This is a genomic window from Flavobacterium sp. MMS24-S5 (assembly GCF_050320125.1).
Lineage (GTDB): Bacteria > Bacteroidota > Bacteroidia > Flavobacteriales > Flavobacteriaceae > Flavobacterium > Flavobacterium tyrosinilyticum.
In genome coordinates this window covers 177773-195120 of sequence record NZ_CP190016.1, presented here as the reverse complement: position 1 = coordinate 195120, position 17348 = coordinate 177773, and the positions used below count along the sequence as shown (strand labels likewise).

At 34.5% G+C, this 17348-nt stretch carries 16 protein-coding genes and 1 pseudogene; 2 read left to right on the top strand and 15 right to left on the bottom strand.

From position 1 onward, the window contains the following. Positions 1-13: 13 nt before the first annotated feature. The 13 genes from fdhD to ACPWTF_RS00860 all read right to left on the bottom strand — a co-directional run bounded on the left by fdhD (position 14) and on the right by ACPWTF_RS00860 (position 10528). Positions 14-886, bottom strand: a complete 873-nt coding sequence (fdhD, locus tag ACPWTF_RS00920) for a formate dehydrogenase accessory sulfurtransferase FdhD (protein ID WP_427874006.1) — start codon at positions 884-886, stop codon at positions 14-16. Positions 887-1001: 115 nt separating this feature from the next. Further along, on the bottom strand, positions 1002-1517 hold the full coding sequence (locus ACPWTF_RS00915) for a DsbA family protein (protein ID WP_427874005.1): 516 nt from the start codon (positions 1515-1517) through the stop codon (positions 1002-1004). A gap of 13 nt (positions 1518-1530) precedes the next feature. Beyond that, the gene (locus ACPWTF_RS00910; protein ID WP_426485277.1) at positions 1531-1983 is read right to left on the bottom strand and encodes a redoxin domain-containing protein; all 453 of its coding nucleotides are present in this window, start codon (positions 1981-1983) and stop codon (positions 1531-1533) included. Beyond that, positions 1967-2686 carry a YoaK family protein gene (locus tag ACPWTF_RS00905; protein WP_427874004.1) on the bottom strand — a complete coding sequence of 240 codons (720 nt, stop codon included), beginning with the start codon at positions 2684-2686 and terminating at the stop codon, positions 1967-1969. Before ACPWTF_RS00905 ends, ACPWTF_RS00910 begins: the two co-directional genes overlap by 17 nt. 11 nt (positions 2687-2697) lie before the next feature. Further along, on the bottom strand, positions 2698-3738 hold the full coding sequence (locus tag ACPWTF_RS00900; protein WP_208110891.1) for a cupin domain-containing protein: 1041 nt from the start codon (positions 3736-3738) through the stop codon (positions 2698-2700). A 245-nt stretch (positions 3739-3983) separates the two neighbouring features. Next, positions 3984-4535, bottom strand: coding sequence for an antibiotic biosynthesis monooxygenase (locus tag ACPWTF_RS00895; protein WP_427874003.1), 552 nt, complete (start codon positions 4533-4535; stop codon positions 3984-3986). Between the two features lie 45 nt (positions 4536-4580). Continuing rightward, complete coding sequence (locus ACPWTF_RS00890; RefSeq protein ID WP_427874002.1) at positions 4581-5333, bottom strand: NAD(P)H-quinone oxidoreductase; 753 nt, start codon at positions 5331-5333, stop codon at positions 4581-4583. Then, the gene (locus tag ACPWTF_RS00885; RefSeq protein ID WP_427874001.1) at positions 5309-5548 is read right to left on the bottom strand and encodes an alcohol dehydrogenase catalytic domain-containing protein; all 240 of its coding nucleotides are present in this window, start codon (positions 5546-5548) and stop codon (positions 5309-5311) included. The genes ACPWTF_RS00890 and ACPWTF_RS00885 overlap by 25 nt, the downstream gene beginning before the upstream one ends. Positions 5549-5559: 11 nt before the next feature. Then, a complete protein-coding gene (locus ACPWTF_RS00880) occupies positions 5560-5991 on the bottom strand; it encodes a lipocalin-like domain-containing protein (RefSeq protein ID WP_427874000.1) in 432 nt (143 codons plus the stop codon). 50 nt (positions 5992-6041) lie between these two features. Continuing rightward, positions 6042-6599 carry a hypothetical protein gene (locus ACPWTF_RS00875; protein WP_427873999.1) on the bottom strand — a complete coding sequence of 186 codons (558 nt, stop codon included), beginning with the start codon at positions 6597-6599 and terminating at the stop codon, positions 6042-6044. A gap of 421 nt (positions 6600-7020) precedes the next feature. Beyond that, on the bottom strand, positions 7021-9228 hold the full coding sequence (locus ACPWTF_RS00870; RefSeq protein WP_427873998.1) for an ATP-binding protein: 2208 nt from the start codon (positions 9226-9228) through the stop codon (positions 7021-7023). Positions 9229-9312: 84 nt separating this feature from the next. Continuing rightward, positions 9313-10008 carry a LytR/AlgR family response regulator transcription factor gene (locus tag ACPWTF_RS00865; RefSeq protein ID WP_111289323.1) on the bottom strand — a complete coding sequence of 232 codons (696 nt, stop codon included), beginning with the start codon at positions 10006-10008 and terminating at the stop codon, positions 9313-9315. 46 nt (positions 10009-10054) lie between these two features. Then, positions 10055-10528, bottom strand: a complete 474-nt coding sequence (locus tag ACPWTF_RS00860; protein ID WP_250836272.1) for a Dps family protein — start codon at positions 10526-10528, stop codon at positions 10055-10057. A gap of 286 nt (positions 10529-10814) precedes the next feature. Here ACPWTF_RS00860 and ACPWTF_RS00855 point away from each other — a divergent pair, with 286 nt between their 5' ends. Beyond that, positions 10815-14072, top strand: coding sequence for an AsmA family protein (locus ACPWTF_RS00855; protein ID WP_427873997.1), 3258 nt, complete (start codon positions 10815-10817; stop codon positions 14070-14072). 44 nt (positions 14073-14116) lie between these two features. Here the strand turns inward: ACPWTF_RS00855 and ACPWTF_RS00850 are convergent, their stop codons facing one another. Further along, entirely contained in the window at positions 14117-14722 is a 606-nt protein-coding gene (locus ACPWTF_RS00850; protein WP_427873996.1) for an NAD(P)-binding domain-containing protein, read from the bottom strand. A gap of 183 nt (positions 14723-14905) precedes the next feature. Continuing rightward, a pseudogene (locus tag ACPWTF_RS00845) lies at positions 14906-16193 on the bottom strand (hypothetical protein). A gap of 306 nt (positions 16194-16499) precedes the next feature. On the opposite strand from ACPWTF_RS00845, the gene ACPWTF_RS00840 reads away from it, so the two are divergent. Continuing rightward, a complete protein-coding gene (locus ACPWTF_RS00840; RefSeq protein WP_427873995.1) occupies positions 16500-17141 on the top strand; it encodes a hypothetical protein in 642 nt (213 codons plus the stop codon). Positions 17142-17348: the final 207 nt, after the last annotated feature.

Below are 17348 nucleotides of genomic sequence, written 5' to 3'. Positions count from 1 at the left end.
TATGGTTTAATGGCTATTGTGTTAGGATTACGGTTTGTTCTGATGAGTTGTATATATTCAATCGGTTTTCTTTTAGAAATCCTAAAAGTGTAATATTAAACTCTGTTGCTAGTTCTACGGCCAAACTGGATGGAGCGCCAATAGAAGCAATAATAGAAATTCCCGCCATTGCTGCTTTTTGGATTAGCTCAAAACTTGCCCTTCCGCTTAGAAGCAAAATATGTTCATTTAGTGGCAGTGATTGATAAGCAAGAGATCTTCCAATCAATTTGTCTAATGCATTATGCCTTCCAACATCTTCAGTTAAAAGAATCAAATCGCCTTGAGCATTAAAAAGCCCTGAGGCATGAAGACCGCCAGTGGATTCAAAATCGCTTTGAGCAATTCTTAATTTTTCAGGTAATTGATAAAAAACAGATGCATGAATTTGGATTTGAGGTCTCATCAAATTTCCAAATGGGCTTACCGTTTTTATAGATTGAATCGAACTTTTTCCGCATACGCCACAACTTGAAGTCGTGTAGAAATTTCGATCTGTCTGCATCAAATTTGGAGTAAAACCTTCTTTAAGATCGACCTGAACAATGTTTTGTTTTTGTGACAAGCAATTCATTTTTATTGCAAAAGCATCTTGAATATCTTCAAAAGAAGTAATAATTCCTTCTGTAAACAGAAAACCAATCGCAAGATCAATATCATTGCCCGGAGTTCGCATGGTAACCGAAATGTTCTTTTGGATTCTCTCTGAATTAGAACCGTAAGAAAGCCTGATTTCAAGAGGTTCTTCAACAGATAGCGTATCTAAAAACGATGAGGTTCCGCTGTTTTCTATTCTTTGGACACTTACGTGTTTTATGGAAACTAATTCCGTATAATTTATTTCCATGATATTGTAATTGAAGTTGTTACGTAAATTTAATTAAAAATTGGTTCAAAAAATATACTTTCATTCATTAATTGAGAGCATACTATTCGATTTTTATATTTAATTTTCGAACTATTTATTTCACGATTTCACTCATCAGTTGCAAGAGATCTTCTGCACCTGCGTTAAATTTTCTACCGTTGACAAAAAAAGAAGGTGTGCCATTTACACCGCTTAAAATGCCGCTTTCAAAATCGGAATCTACTTTTGTGGCAAGTTCAGATTTTTTAATATCGACATTGAATTGATGTGGGTCTAGCTCCAATTTTTCTACTAATTCTAATAAAAAAGGTTCGTTTAGAAGCCTTTGGTTTTCGTAGATAGCATCATGCATTTCCCAGAACTTTCCCTGCAATGCTGCGGCTTCTGCCACAATTGCTGCAGGACGGGCGTATTGGTGCATTTCTGATAACGGAAAATTTCTAAAAATAAATTTTATCTGTTTGCCGTATTTCGTCATCATTTCTTTAAGAACTGGATAAGCAGCACCGCAATAGGGACATTGATAATCTCCGTATTCTACGATTACTATATCAGCATCTTTTTTTCCTTGTATATGATCAGTTTTACTGACCGCTGGTTTTAGTGACATAATTGATTGGTTTTTATAGTTTTTCTAAAGCTTCAAGAATTCCATCTGCTCCTGGGTTGATAGCCATTGGCGAGAGATAACTCCATTGTATAATTCCTTCTTTGTCAATTACAAAAAGGGCTCGATTGCATTCGCCTTCTTTCTCATTGTATACGCCATATTTTTTTGAAGTGTCTCCTTTTGGTTCGAAATCAGCCAATAAAGGAAAATGCAGATTTCTTGATTGAGAAAAGGCCATGTGACACCATTTACTATCTACAGAAATACCGAAAATTGTAGCATCATATTTCTTGAAGTATTTCTGCATTTCGTTGTAAAGTGCCATTTGGTCGCTGCAAACTGGACTCCAGTCGGCAGGATAAAAAGCTAAAATCACGTTTTTTCCTTTAAATTCTGATAAAGTGATTTTTTGATCGGGTGTTGCAAATAAGGTAAAATCTGGCGCAACGTCATTTTTCTTCAGCATAAGATTTATTTTTAAGGTTAAAGTCAGTAATAGGCAGCAAAAATGCACAAGCAAGTAGTAATGCAGCAGGCAAAATAAGCGTCCAATTTTTCAATAACGGAAGTATAATTGGTACGACAGATGCCCCTAGCAAAAAGCCAATCCATAATAGTAAAAGCCGTATAGCATTGAGTTTATAAAACTTCCGACTGTTTTTATTTCGGGAAAGACTTAACATTGCTGTATTTCTAGCCAGACTATTCAATGTTCCCGTCACGAAATCGGTATTTATTTTTTGACTTCCAACAGACGTTACAATGGTATTCATAACACCAGTTGAAAAAAGAATGATAGGTATCGACAATCCGTTGTTTATCGTATAATAATTGGATGCCATTGTATAGACAATCAATATTCCTGAAACGATATAAAATGGCAGGGTCTGAATTTTGGATTCTCTCCACAACGAAATGCAGGTTCCAGCATATATTCCGAAGACAAAACAGCCAATTACCGTTAAAGACGAAAGAAGTACATTGACTTTGCCACTGGATAATGCGATTCCCAATTGTGTGCTGTTTCCGCTTATAAAAGAGACATATACTTTCCATTTTAGGAAACCGGCAGCATCAAGAAAGCCTGCAATAAAGGCTAAAAATATGGCAAGTTTCTCCTGCGATCTAGTTTGTTCAGACGAATCTATGAACTGTGTTTGGACATCCACAATACTTATGATTACGGTTGAATAAACAGTTTGCTTTTAGGAAATTTTTCTATTTCGCCTTCTTCCAAACCAAAGTTGGTTACCACCACATCTTTCGGGTTTCCAGCAAGCCATTCGCTTAAATCAATAGATTGATAGGTGCCACTATTAAAACCAATTAAGATTTTACAAACTGTATTTCCAGTGTTTTTAATGTAATGTCCAGCACCCATTGGCACATAACCGACATCTCCAGCGTTGAATTGTTCGGTAACTACTGTGCTTTCTGCTAAGAAAACAGACATTTCGGCTTGACCAGAAATATAATACTGCCATTCATCAGCATTGGGATGCCAGTGCATTTCTCTTAAAGCGCCTGGCTGTAATTCTATAATAGATCCCGCCATTGTGGTACTGATAGGGAATTCTTTGCTTGTTACCAATCTTTGCAAACCGCCACCGGGAATTATTCTAGGTTGTTGAGAATGCAGAGGATAACGGTGTAAATTGGTCAATTCTATGTCTGATTCTTCAGGTCGTGAAGCGGCAGTAAATGATAATTCGTCAGGAACAATTCCGGCTGCGAAATAGGCTTCTTTTTGAGGTAATGCGGCCACTTCTTCCAAAGTAATTCCCAAGTTTTGAGCAACAATTTCTGGTGGCATGCAGGATACAAAATCGGTAACGCTGAAAGTGTGATCTTCGGAAAAATTACCATTATCAAAGATTAAAATAAAATGGCACTCTTCTGTTCCTGTTGCTTGGATTGAATGCCCGTATCCTTTTGGAAAATACCAAACATCGCCTGGTTCAAAATTATCAGTGTAGCTTTTGCCATTTGGATGAATAATCGTGGTGCGAACCGTTCCTGAAATAACATAAGCCCATTCTGCTGCATTTGCGTGCCAGTGCAATTCGCGCATACTTCCCGGCTGTAGTCGCATTGAAACTCCTGCGATGCCAATAGAAGCTGGAAAATCTTTAACAGAAGCTCCTCTTGTTGTACCGCCGTCATTAGTACGTGGTTCTTTTTTTTCTAGTTCGTATTTGAAACTTAATAATTCGGTAGTCATAATAATAGCTTTTTGATGATTAATTGTATTGGTTTTTAATTCTATTGTAAAGCTATTGAAGATATATGCTGAGTATAGTTTGAATTCGTTAGATGGGCAAAATCAGTCGTTGAATTTAGTAAGAGAAACTTTAGGAATAATTTGAAGCTTTCTGATTGTAGAGGATTTGTTTTTTTAGAGTTTAAACCAAAAAAAATCACTGCAAACTACAGTGATTTTTGATTTTATAATGAGGGAAGTTTTAATTATTTATAAAGCCATTTTTTGATCAGTTTGGTATAATTGGGCATTACAACAAATACCATTAAAAAGACTATGATACCCGAAATTATTAATCCATCAAAATAATGATTTGACGGTACTTTCAAAAATCTCAAAAAGGGGAGTGCCAATAAAGGAATTAAAAGGGACAATGGATAAATAGCAGACCATGTTACAAGAAATTGTTTCCAGCGAACAGGAACTTTATTTCCTTCGTTTTCTGCATTAAAAAGAAAATCCAAACCTGATTTTATCTGGTAGTTGTCATTTTTTCTGAATAGTGGATTTGCTTTTTTAATGAGCATTTTGCGGTCTTCCGATTCAATCCAGTATTTAAGGTTTTCAATAGTGTCAAATCGGATAATAACCGTGTAAACAAACGTTAAATGCGGAATTGGCCGTACGATCTGCAAATCGATAAAACCATTGGAGTGTTTGGTAATGGGAACAATTTCATCCAGCCATTTTTCATATTCCTGTTCTTTTCCATCCAAAATATGGTGCGTAATAACAACAGATGCGCCTTGATTTTCCATATTACTATTTATTTTTGGTTGAGGTTTAAGTTTTATTCGGACTAATTATCGAACTAAAATAATTTTACCTGTATGACTGCCATCTTCTAATAATCGATGTGCATCAGGAGCTTCGGTGAAAGGAAAGGTTTTAAAAATAATCGGTTTGAATTGTTTTGATTCGATTAATGGCCAAACGTTTTTTTGCACTTCTTTGGCTAGCTGTTTTTTAAAATCATAGTCTCGGCTTCTTAAGGTGCTTCCGGTAATTGTTAAACGTTTTATCATTACTTTCCAAATGTCAAGATCTACATGGCTGCCGCTTACGGCATTAATATGAACTAATCTGCCTTCGGGTTTTAGGATATTTACATTTTTACTTAAGTAATTACCGCCAATCATATCTAAGATGACATCGACTCCTTCTTCCTGCAAAACGGTTTCGAAATCTTGGGTTTTGTAATTAATATATGATGCAGCGCCAAGATCGAGACATTTTTGACCTTTTTCATCAGATCCTACTGTTACAATTACACGAATGCCAAGAGAATGGGCAATTTGGATTCCCGTAATACCAATGCCACTGTTGCCGCCGTGAATCAAAAGAGTTTCTCCAGATTTTAGGTTTCCTCTCTGAAAAACATTTGACCACACTGTAAAAACTGTTTCAGGCAAACTTGCTGCTTCAGCAAAAGTCAGTCCAGCTGGAATTGGCAGGCATTGACCTTCCTGAACGCTTACATATTCTGCATAACCACTGCCAGCAAGAATAGCACAGACTTTATCACCAATTTTTAAATCCGTAACATCTGCTCGCATTCGACTACAATTCCAGAAACTTCCAAACCTGGAATTTCAGATGAAACTCCAGCTGGTGCAGGATAATTGCCTTGACGCTGGAAGATATCAGAGCGGTTTAAACCTGCTGCTTTAACTTCTATTAACACTTTGTCTCCACTTACTTCTGGAGTTGGATATTCCTGCAGTTTAAGTACATCTGGAGCTCCAAATTGAGTTATAACTATTGCTTTCATGTAGTTTGTGATTAGTGGTTTTTATTGGATTGTTCCATTCTTTTCCAAGTAAGTTTATGAATAACCAAACGTGAATTGCTTATAAATGGTTTCTCTGTTTCTAAATGAAGCAATCCATCTTTAAAAAGAACTTTTCTGTTTTGTGTCTCATTTCTCCAATTTTCAAAAAGTGAAACAGACATGGTATGGCTGACTATTTGTTTTTCATCATCAGTTTTGAAGGGACCAGAATAGGCGAGATAAGAGGTACTGTCTTTTGTGTCAGAATGTTCAAAATCAGTATTCATTATTTGTGCTGACATATAGCCGTCACTGTTATAAATAATAATGCCTTTTGGTTTGGTTCCCATCGGATTTGTAATTTTTCCTTCCCCTAAAGGTACTTCAATCAATTCAACTAATGTCCAAGAACCGATTAGTATTTCAAACAAATTATTTTTCATAATACTCAAAATAATAAGAGCGCACATTGGTGCGCTCGATTTCTATACTATTAAAAAGGCTGATTGTATTTTCCCGTTAATGCTTTGTTTTCTATGCTTTTAGCAAAGTTAGGAGTTTCTTCATGATTGTGTGCATCAGAAGCAGCTTGTCTTGAAACAGCAGCGCCAGCTAGATCTACTCCATGTTCTTTTAAGTATTCAAACATTTCTGGTGTTGCAGTTGCATGAATCTCATTGGTGTAAAGGCAAGTATTTTCATCAATTTTAGTTACTTTAAGTTCCCATAAAACCTGAACTTTAGTACGTCCGTTTTTAGTAATAGAATCTGAGATAGACAACATACGGCAATAATCTGGACGATGAACTGTTGCCACATAATGCTGTACCATTAAAGCATCGCCAATTGTTTCTACATTAATAGACATGGGTTCTCCTTCATAGGTGCTGGTAATTCCCGCACCAATATGCTGAGTAGAACAACGCTGGTATTCTGCATCCGGAAGGTTTAAAAGCCAGTCTGCAATATTTACTTTTTCAATTGGAGCATTAATAACTGCAGTTACTGCTGAATGTGATAATGCGTTTTCTTTGGTTTGGATGATTTCCATGATTTCTTGGTTTTAAATGTTTAACTGAAGTAAATTTACCGCCTTACATTCGTGTAGCATTCCACTATTCATCGAATGGGCAAAAACACTCGTTTAAAGAGCGAAATCAATCGTTTGTTGTTATCATAGATCTGTATTTAATACGTTTCCCGAGGTTGAAACCTCGGGCTATGTTTTAAAATTGGAACGAAAAATCATCTCAATATGGGTAAACATAGCCAGTGGTTTCAACCACTGGGACACAACGATAATTACGCCTGCAATCATTAATGTATGATTATTTAAATGGGCATTTAATACAGGTATATTTTAAAATGAAAAAAAACAAAAAAGACCGCCTTTTACAGACAGTCTTTCTATTGAATAATATATAGTAAGATGGTTTTTCTTGAATTTAAAACGAGCTATTGTCTTATTTATTTCACAGCGATTCTAAAAAAACTTTAGCTTCTAAGAGAGACGAATTCAAAATCTTTTCGACATCATTTAAAATCTGCTGTAAAGTTGCATTTTGTTCTGTAGCCAATTCAAGAATATCGAGTTTTTCTTCTAAAAGTGGCAATAATCCCATTATAGCAGCACTTGATTGCAAGTCATGTGCTCTAAGTTTCACCATTTTAAAATCTTGATTTTCATAAGCCACGATAAGCTGTTCTAAATGTAGCGGGACATTGTCAATAAACTGTTTGGTCACAGTTTGTTCAAACGCTTTACTGCCAGCGCTTACCGATTGCATATACGAAAGATCAATATGTTGAAAAACAGGATCAGATTGTATAATGTTTGTTTCTTCCGAATTTGATTCTTTCAGTCCAAAAGCAGCAATCAGTTTAAAAAGTTCTTCCTCTTTTATAGGTTTTGAAATGTATTCGTTCATTCCTCGGCTCAAACATCTTTCTCTTTCGCCAGGCAGGGCATGTGCTGTCATGGCAATTATGGGAATATCTAGTTTTAAGATTTCTCTAATTTGCTGAACAGCAGTATACCCATCCATTTGAGGCATCTGTAAATCCATTAATACCAGATCACAATCTTTTTTCCTTAGATATTCGACTGCTTCCAAACCGTTAGAAGCCATTTCAAAATCAACATTCCATTGAGAAAGTAAATGTTTCATCAAACTCTGATTGATCGCGTTGTCATCTACAACTAAAACTCTCAAAGCGGTATTTGAGATATCTTTAAAGTGGTTAATATTAGCACTAGGTTTAGAATTGAGCTGTTCTTTAGCAATATCATACGGAATATAAAAGCTAAAGGTTGTTCCTTTTCCTTGTTCACTTTTTACTTCAATATCACCGTTTTGCAATAAAATCAGTTTTTTTACTATTGATAATCCTAGGCCAGTCCCACCGTAATTTCGAGTGGTAGAATCTTCACCTTGATTGAATCTTTCAAAGACTTCATTTAGCTTTTCTTTATCAATTCCAATTCCTGTGTCCGTAATTTTAAAGCCCACAATAACCTTATCTTCATGTTGGAGTTTGTTATAGACCTCAATGCTTACAGATCCTTGATGGGTAAATTTTATGGCATTTCCAATGAGGTTTACCAATATTTGAGTTAATCTGGTGGCATCACCAATTAAAGTATCAGGAATCGAATTATCGACTTTACTAGAAATCGTTAGTTTTTTTTCTTTTACACGTTCTGAAAAAAGCGTTTCAACCGAATCCAATAATCCGTTGATGCTGAATATTCCAGGCGTAATGCGCATCATTCCAGCCTCAATTTTAGATAAATCGAGTATGTCATTAATAATGGTCATTAAATTTTCGCCCGAACGCTGAATAGAATTCACAAATTCTGCGGAAGTTTCATCCAAAGGTCTTTTCTGTAATAAATTGGTAAATCCTAAAATACCACTAAGCGGCGTTCTGATTTCATGACTCATATTAGCCAGAAAATTTTCTTTAGTCTGAGCAGCGATCGATGCTTTTTTTTCTGCAATATCCAATTCTTTAATCAGAAAATGTTGTCTTCTAAATTGGCGCATAATATGATACCCTATAACAGCACCACTCAAAACTAGTAAAACTAATAGTGAAATGTCATAAAGTTTTGCTCTTTGGCCCATTTCCAGACTTAGATTTCGCAACTCCACCATGCGCAATTGGCGCTTACGGTAAATCTTTGCTGTAATATCGGTAATCTCATTGGAAATTATTCTGGCTCTAGGATTGGCAATAGAGCTATCATCATCCATATTTCCTAAAGAATCAAAACGATGCAGGAGTTTTCCTTTTGTGACCATTTTATCCTGAGCCAAAACTCCGAGTCTTTGTATTAACTTTTCCTCTTCAGGATCTGCATTATCCACAGAAAGGGAATCGAGAAAATTTCTAATCTGCCTGATCTTTTGATCGATTCCTTCTAAATGTGTAGTGTCATTAGTAGCGATCGAAGCTCGAATTCTGCTTTCGACACCCAGAATATCGCGGTCAATTTCTCTTAAATGATTGCTGGAACGCAATTCGTTTAAAAGGGTATTATTATTTCGTATGAGTTCTTTAGTATTTTGAGCCGAATTAATTTGTACAGCAATCAATAATATACTGCATAAAATAAAACTGCTAATGATAAAATAACTAAAGCGTTTGTTACCCATTACGGTAGACGTATTTATCATATAAATAAGTGTAAATGAAATTGTATGATCTTAATTCAATAAGATAGCATTCTAGTTTACGCAGCAGAAAAAATAAAATGACATTTAGAAAACATTCATCCTAGTGTTAAGCGCTTTTCTGTAAGCATCTGCAACAGGAATAAATTTTTTATTAATCATAATACCTCCGTCTTGTAAAGTGTCAATTTTACCAATAGAAACAATATAAGAACGATGTACTCTAATGAAATCATCTTTTGGCAGACGTTCTTCGGCAGTTTTCATTTTGCCGTGAATGGCAAACATTTTTTCTTTGGTGTAAAACTTTACATAATCTCCCATTGCTTCAGCATAAAAAATATCATCTAGTTTTAGTCGTCTTGTAATATTAGAATCTCTAACGAATAAAAATTCTTCTTTACCAAATTGTATATTCTCTTTTCTGCTCTCAATGATAGACTGTGCTTTACTCACTGCCTGTAAAAATCGGGCAGGAGTAACTGGTTTTAGAATATAATCTGCAATATTCAATTCAAATGCCTCCAGCGCGTATTCCTTTTTAGAAGATGTAAAAATGATGATGATATCTTTACCTGAGAGATTTTTTGTCAGCTCAATTCCTGTCATCTCGGGCATTTCAATATCCAAAAAAATTAAATCTACCTGATTTTCCTGTAAATGATGATATGCTTCAATGGCATTAGAATATTCATTTACAACAGTAAGATTCGGAATTTGTTTTGCCAAATGAGATAAAGTAGTTCTTGCAATATCATTGTCATCAACAATTAACGCTTTCATGGTATTTGGTTTTTGGTTTAGACAAATATACTTATTCCTTGTTATTTTATCTAAAGTAAGAGCGTATCATCCATGCCATTTCTTCATGAATTTCTATTAAACCAGTAATAAAATCGCTTGAACCATAATCTTTGTAATCATCAGCAAAAGGAGTAATGTTGCCACGAATAAATTCAATGATGCTTTCATGGTCTTGCAATAGATCTTTCATAAATCCTAAACCATCGTTTGTTCTTTCACTGTATTCTGTAAGATGCGTCAATTCAAGATAGGACTTTAAGGTTGCGGGTGCGTAGTGGCCAATTTTACGCATACGTTCAGCAACGCTATCAATGATTTCATCTAGTTGTTTGTACTGATTTTCAAAGAAGATGTGATTCGCATGAAAATTATCGCCTGTAACATTCCAGTGTGCATTTCTGGTTTTGGTGTAAAGTACAAATTCATCTGCTAACAGTTTTGCTAATTCATTAGAAACAGCGTTTGTGTTTTTTTCTGTAATACCAATGGTTGCTTTCATAATCGTAAGTTTTTAAGTTATAAGCTTTGCAGCTTTGTTTTCTGATGTAAAGGTCATTAGAAATTGCCTGTGGAGGATATGATTTTAGGTAAACAGGCAAAATGAGTCGTTGAAATCTAGAACTTGCTCTGTGAGAATAATTAATTTAACGAAATCTTGTTTTGAAAGCCTGCCTGATGAATCAATAAAAATTTTAATTGTTATTTTTGAGTTAATATCTCCATCAAGGTTTTTTCTTGAAAGCTAAATCTATATTTTTAAAATCTTAAAACGATACCCCAAAAAAATGACTAAGAAGTTCTTAAAGAAAACGGCAATAAGTATTGCGACATTATTTCTACTTTTAATAATTGTGCTTACAATTGTTCCGTATGTTTTTAAAGACGAAATAACGGCTAAATTAGAAAGTATAGCTAATGAAAAACTAGATGCGGAAGTACGTTTTGATCAGATAGGACTTTCCGTTTTTAAACATTTTCCGGCATTGACCATTTATGCAAAAAATGTCAGCGTACTAAGCAAAAAGAAACAGTTTGAAGCAGCAAGCATTGTAAAGGCAGGAAGAGTGTCTGCAGGTCTGAATTTTTACAGTTTATTGAAAGGAAAGATAGTTTTAGATGCCGTATATCTTGATGAAGCAGATTTAAATCTTGAAATAGACTCTAAAGGAAACGCCAATTTTAATATTGTCAAACCATCTAAATCTGTAGATACAACAAAGACAGAATTTAATATTAAGAAGGTTGTTATTAAGCAAACGAATATATCATACAATGACAGAAGCGCACTTTTAAAATTTAAGGTTCAGGATTTGAACTATAAAGGCAAAGGCGATTTAAGTGCAGATTTATTTGATCTTGATTCTAATGTAAAAATTAAATCATTTGATTTTAGCTTAAACGGTGTCGATTATGTTCGAAATAAACCCGTCAATGCTGAAATTATTACTTACATAGACGCAAAAGCACTTAAGTTTAAATTTGAGCGTAATGTTATCCGCATTAAAAATTTTCCGTTCTCATTTAATGGCCATTTTGCGTTTATAAAAGGAGGATATGATTTTGATCTGCGTATGCAGTCAAAAAACTCGACGTTAGAAGAAATGCTCTCCCTTGTGCCTCCAGCTTACGATAAGTGGCGTGAAGAGATGACCATAAGCGGTAATATTGATTTTAGGATTTTTGCGCGCGGAAGGTATATGCAAGACCTGTCAGAAAAGCCAATTGTTTCTGCTGATTTGCAAATTAATAACGGTACAATTGCTTATAAAAGAATAAAAGATCCAGTAAAAGATATTAATATATCAGCCAAAGCTGAGGTTAAAGAGTTAGATATTAATAAATTAAAGTTTGATTTAGATAATCTGTCATTTAATCTGGATAACAAGAAAACGACAGTTAATTTCCATTCTGAAGGTTTTAAAAAGCTAAAAATTAAAACGGCTGTAAAAGCCGATTTAGATTTGGCAAAATTAAAAGAAGCCTTAAATCTTAACCAGAATGATATTCGTGGAGATATTGCCTTGGATTTAAAAGCCGACGGTATTTTTTTAAGAGATTTAGGTTTTAGTCCGCGTTTAAATAAAGTAGATACAATCATTAAAAGCATTCCTAAATTTCAGCTGAATCTTAGCCTAAAAAATGGATATCTTCAAAACATAAAGAAAAAAGATGCAATTAAAAATATCAACCTAAATCTAGCGGTAACAGCTAAAGACAGTATTTTAAGAAACGTTTCGGCTAAAATAGAGAATTTGAATGCTGAAGCTCTTGGCAATTATATTCGAGGACGATTCGAACTTCATAAGTTATATCCTTTTACTGTAGATACCGAATTGGAATCTAAAATTAATCTGGCAGAAGTGCATAAATTTTATCCTCTAGACAGTTTAGAAGTTAAAGGAGATTTAAATTTAAAAGTAAGCATGCATGGAATTTTAAACCGCAAACAGAAAAAATATCCATCCTCAAAAGCAGTGGCAAGTATTAAGAATGGATATTTGAAATCACTTAAATTTCCTAATATGCCAGTTGAAAATATAAATCTAAATGCTACGGTATCAAGTGATAGAGGTACTGGAGAAGATTTAGATGTAAAACTACAGCAAGCGGAATTTGTTCTGGCAGGATCTCCTTTTAAAGTGCAGGGAGAGGTTAGTAATCTTTACGATTTGGTTTACAATATAAAAACTCAGGGAACATTGGACGTTGGTAAATTAACTCAAATATTCCCCATTAAAGATTTGAGCATTTCAGGAGTTATCCAGACCAATCTTATTGCTAAAGGCTCTAAAAAAGATATAGATGCGAAAAATTATGACAATATTAAAAACGGAGGTAAGCTAGAAGCACGAAATTTAGTGATTAAGAGCGCCATGTTTCCTGAACCCTTTGAGATTTCTAAAGGAACATTTAAGTTTTTTAAAGATAAGATGCGCTTTGAAGAATTTAATGTCACTTATGGTAAATCTGATATTGTATTAAATGGATACATCCATAATATTTTAAGGTATGTTTTTAATAGAAAATATCTACGCGAGTCTAACGAAAAGCTCAAGGCAGATATTAATCTATCGAGCAATCAGATTGATGCAAACGAGTTTTTTGATATGATTGCAAAGTATACAGACCAGAAAGCCGAAGAAGGAGTAGCTCAAAAAACAGATTCTATACCTGTAAATGCAGTTGCTAAAAACAGCAATGCAAAGAATAAAAACTACGTAATTAGAATTCCTAGTAGCGCCGATCTAAAAATCGCAGCAAAAGTCAATAATCTTCAATTTGATACTTATAAGATTAAAGATTTTGTTGGAACTCTAGTGGTTAATGATCGTAAAGTTCAGGTAACAGAAGCCGCTTTTAATATGGCTGGAACTAAAATAGCCATGACCGGTGATTATAAAGCCCAGCATCGTCGTTTAGCGAAGTACAATGCGAATTTTAAAGCTAGCAATTTTGATATCCAACGCGCTTATGCTGAGATTCCGATTTTTGCCGAATTGGTAAGTATGGCTAAAGATGCCTACGGTTTGGTATCGGTTGATTACCAGCTAGGAGGAAGTATCGATCAGAATATGGATATTGACTTTAAATCTATTGAAGGCGAAGGAACATTGACCTTAGAGGATATTAAATTTAAAAATTTCAAGATTTTAAACCACGTAGCCAAAAAAGCAGATGCTGCTGATTTGGAGAAAGCAACTTTTAATAAAATTGCTATTCATTCGGCCATAAAAAATAATGTAATGATCATAACGCCAACAACCATGAAAATGGCTGGTTTTAGGGCGAAGCTAGAAGGGCAAGTTACTATGGATGGTAAAATAAATGTTGGGTTTCGTGTAGGGTTGCCACCAATGGGACTTATAAATATTCCGATGAAAATTACCGGAACAGCAGATGATTTCGAAATTTCTACTGGTAAGTTTAAAGAAGATGCAACTTTTGCAGAAGAGAGTGAACTGAAAAATTTGCGTCCAGAACGCCGCAGGCCTAGAGAAAAAGATTCTTTGAACACATCACATTCAAATGCTGAAAATCCTTAAGACAATAAGTATTCATTTCGTCTTATAAATCTTCAAGGGAAAAATCAATTTGATTTATAATGATGCTGATACCAGACATTCAATAAACTGTTCTTTTTGTGAAGGAGGACAGTTTTTTGAGATTTTAATCTTGAAGAAAGGTCAAAAGGATTGAACCCGAGATCTTTTAAAAAAGTTTTGACAGTATTTTTTGAAGGTGTATGGTCGCCTGCAAAATAGATTTCATCTTTGCTTTTGGTTACGAGCGACGTTTTTTGAGGCTGTAGCATTACTGGACTGAAAAGTTTTACCACATAAGCCTTAGGTAGCAGTGAAGCTGTAATCTGAAAAGTAAGGGCGCTAGTAATGCTTGATACGAGAAGTTTTGGATTAAAAATCAGTCCGCTGGTATGAACAATGATTTTGCCCGTCATGTCCGGCAACATTTCAATGGTTTTCTCGAGATCTTCTCTCGGAACAAAAAGTATGATAACATCTCCCATAGCAGCTTCCTGAAGTGAAACTAGTCTGGCATTTCTTATGCTTTCAGTCGTTTGCTGTATAAAGGAGTTGCCACGAGGATGATGGATAAGAATTTCATAACCTGCAAATGAGGCTCTCTGTGCCAGTTCTAGTGTAAGGCTTCCAATGCCAATAATTCCTATTTTCATACTTTTATCTTTTTAGTATTGCTTCCATTGAGAATATAGACTAAAGTTATCATAAGAATTTGATTTACAGTACAGTATTTCTACCTGTTTTTAAAATTTTTGTAAGCAATGGAAGTTTTAGGTGCAAAAAAAAGGAAACAGCTTAGTAGATGTTTCCTTTTAAATTTCTAATATTTAAAAAAATTATTTGCCACTTGATGCAGTAATTTTTCCTAGCTGAAGTCTAAAGTCAGGTCTTTTTGCATTATAAATGTCAACAAAAGTTTCCTTATTATCGGTTTTTGAGTACACATTTGAAAAGATGGTATTGCCATACCAGTTTTCTAAATCAGAATTGTCGGCTTTATTTTCTGTAAAAATATTACCTGTACACTGGTTGAAAAACATTTCTTCAATTTTGATTTTCTTTAAGTTCTCACCATTTACTATTGTCTGGCTATCTAGTAAAACAGCTGGGTTGAATCCTGAAATCACGCTTCTTTTAAGCTCTAGAGCAGCATTGTCTGCTACATAAACAGCTTCTTTTATAAGACCAGCCTGAACGTCAGCTTTGATATTTTCACTATCATTTATAAGAGTAAGGTTTAATGCAGAAACGAAAGTAGATTTTCTTGTAAAGTCTGTTTCGCTTTTCTTTTCATAGGCTTTCACTTCCAAACATCTAGAACCATCTCTGTTACTTGACAAGTAAGAAGATCTAACTGCCAATGAATTATATAGACGGCATTGCGTTCCTTGCGTCATTTTAAAATCATCGTTTATAGATTTGTATGAAACCAATTGAGAAGCATTAAGATCTCCTCCATAAAAAGCAAATGAATCACCTCCTGAGAAGCTCACCATAATATTCTCTAAAACCGTTTTGTTTCCAGCTCCTGCAACAGTTAGTCCATTAAAACTATCTGCTCCTTTTACTTTTCGGCCTGCAAATTCAATACGAATAAATTTTAATACTCCAGAGCTGCTAGCTGCATTGTCTCCTCCATATGCAGTAAGAGAAGGGTCAAGATTCGATGGTATAAGATCCAGCTCCACCAAATTTATTGATAGGTGCATCTCCTAAGACTACAACACCACCCCAGTCGCCCGCTTTTTTCATGCTAGCGTTTGAAGTGAAGATGATAGGATCAGTTTCCTGTCCCTCTGCCATAATTTTGGCTCCTTTTGTTATAATAAGAGTTCCTTTGCTTGCAGCATCACCAATAATTACCGTACCTGGATCAATAGTCAGAACGGCGTTATTTGTTACATATACATTTCCTTGAAGAATGTACACGTTTTTTTTCATCAGTTTGGTGTTCTGTGTGATATTTCCAGCCAGTATTTGGTTGGCATCTTTAGACTCCGTTTTCTGCGGTTTGAATTCTGTCCAGTTGTCCAGCCAGTTCGCATATCCGATAATTCCCTTTTCCTGCTGTGCGTTCACGCCTGCGGCAAGTAGCAGACAGATCATTAGAGTAATTTTTTTCATAGTCTTGGGGCTATTTGTAATGGTGTTTTTTTTGGCTCTTTTAAAATTGATTATAAAGTTTTCTTGCTTTTGTGATAGCTGGAGATAAATATCTGATCAGCGACTACAAGGAAATTTTAAATCTTTTTTCTGAAGAGCTTCTAACAAAAATAAGCAAAAAGATCAGACTTTGCAGGGCTTTACTAATATTTAACATTTGTTGAAGCTAAGCTTAATGTACGTAAGGTCTTTCATGCTTCAATATTAATTAAAGTTTGATTTTTTTAAGTTAAAAGCAATACATTTGATTTTATTCGAATTATAAAAATGGGACTAGATTACGATTATAGAATATACATTAAGAGAGAATGGCTTAATAGAGCTTTACAATTCATTTATGAGCATTCAGAAAAAGAGAGAGCATCATTTGAAATAAGCAACAATCAGCTGTACAAAATTGACCGCTATGCTAATGGAGAAATATCCAAAACCTTACTTGAAAACTTAGGAATAAACCAACGGGTAGATACTTGTATTTTAGTAGAAGAGGATCAGACGATAATAGAGTATTATGTGTATGATTTGACTCAAAATTATACACCCGATTCTGCTGATGAATCTGACTTTATTGATTTTTACAAAGGCGCAGAGGGTAAATGGTGGATAGGTAATGTTGAAATTTACATTAATGACTATTCTTCAAAAATAGAGGATTGTATCGAACTTCAATTTTGGGCTGTTACTAGTAGCATGAGTCGACTTTTTGCTAAATCAAAATCAATTGACAAATACTTTAAAGAGTTTTGCAGAGCTATAGAAGCAGATTATGGTTGTATTTATATGGAAGACAGCGGATACAGACTTATATGGGCAAAGGGGAAAGAATACAATCTGACAGTACCGATTCTCTGGAATAGTTTTGAAGAATATGGGTTTGTTAAAGTAATCGGTGATGTTTTAAAACTATAAAACATTTGGAAGATAACGATTCAAAAGTAATCTTTGCTTGCATTTGCATAAGATTGTAACGTTAAACAAAATTTAAATAGAAGTTGTAAATGAGAATTTAATGTTTCTAATGAACAGGCATTGGCAAGTCCTTTTACAGAAAAAAAATAAAATTGATTATTATAAAAGTTACAAAAAGCTTCAAATTTATATGAAGCTTTTGTTTTT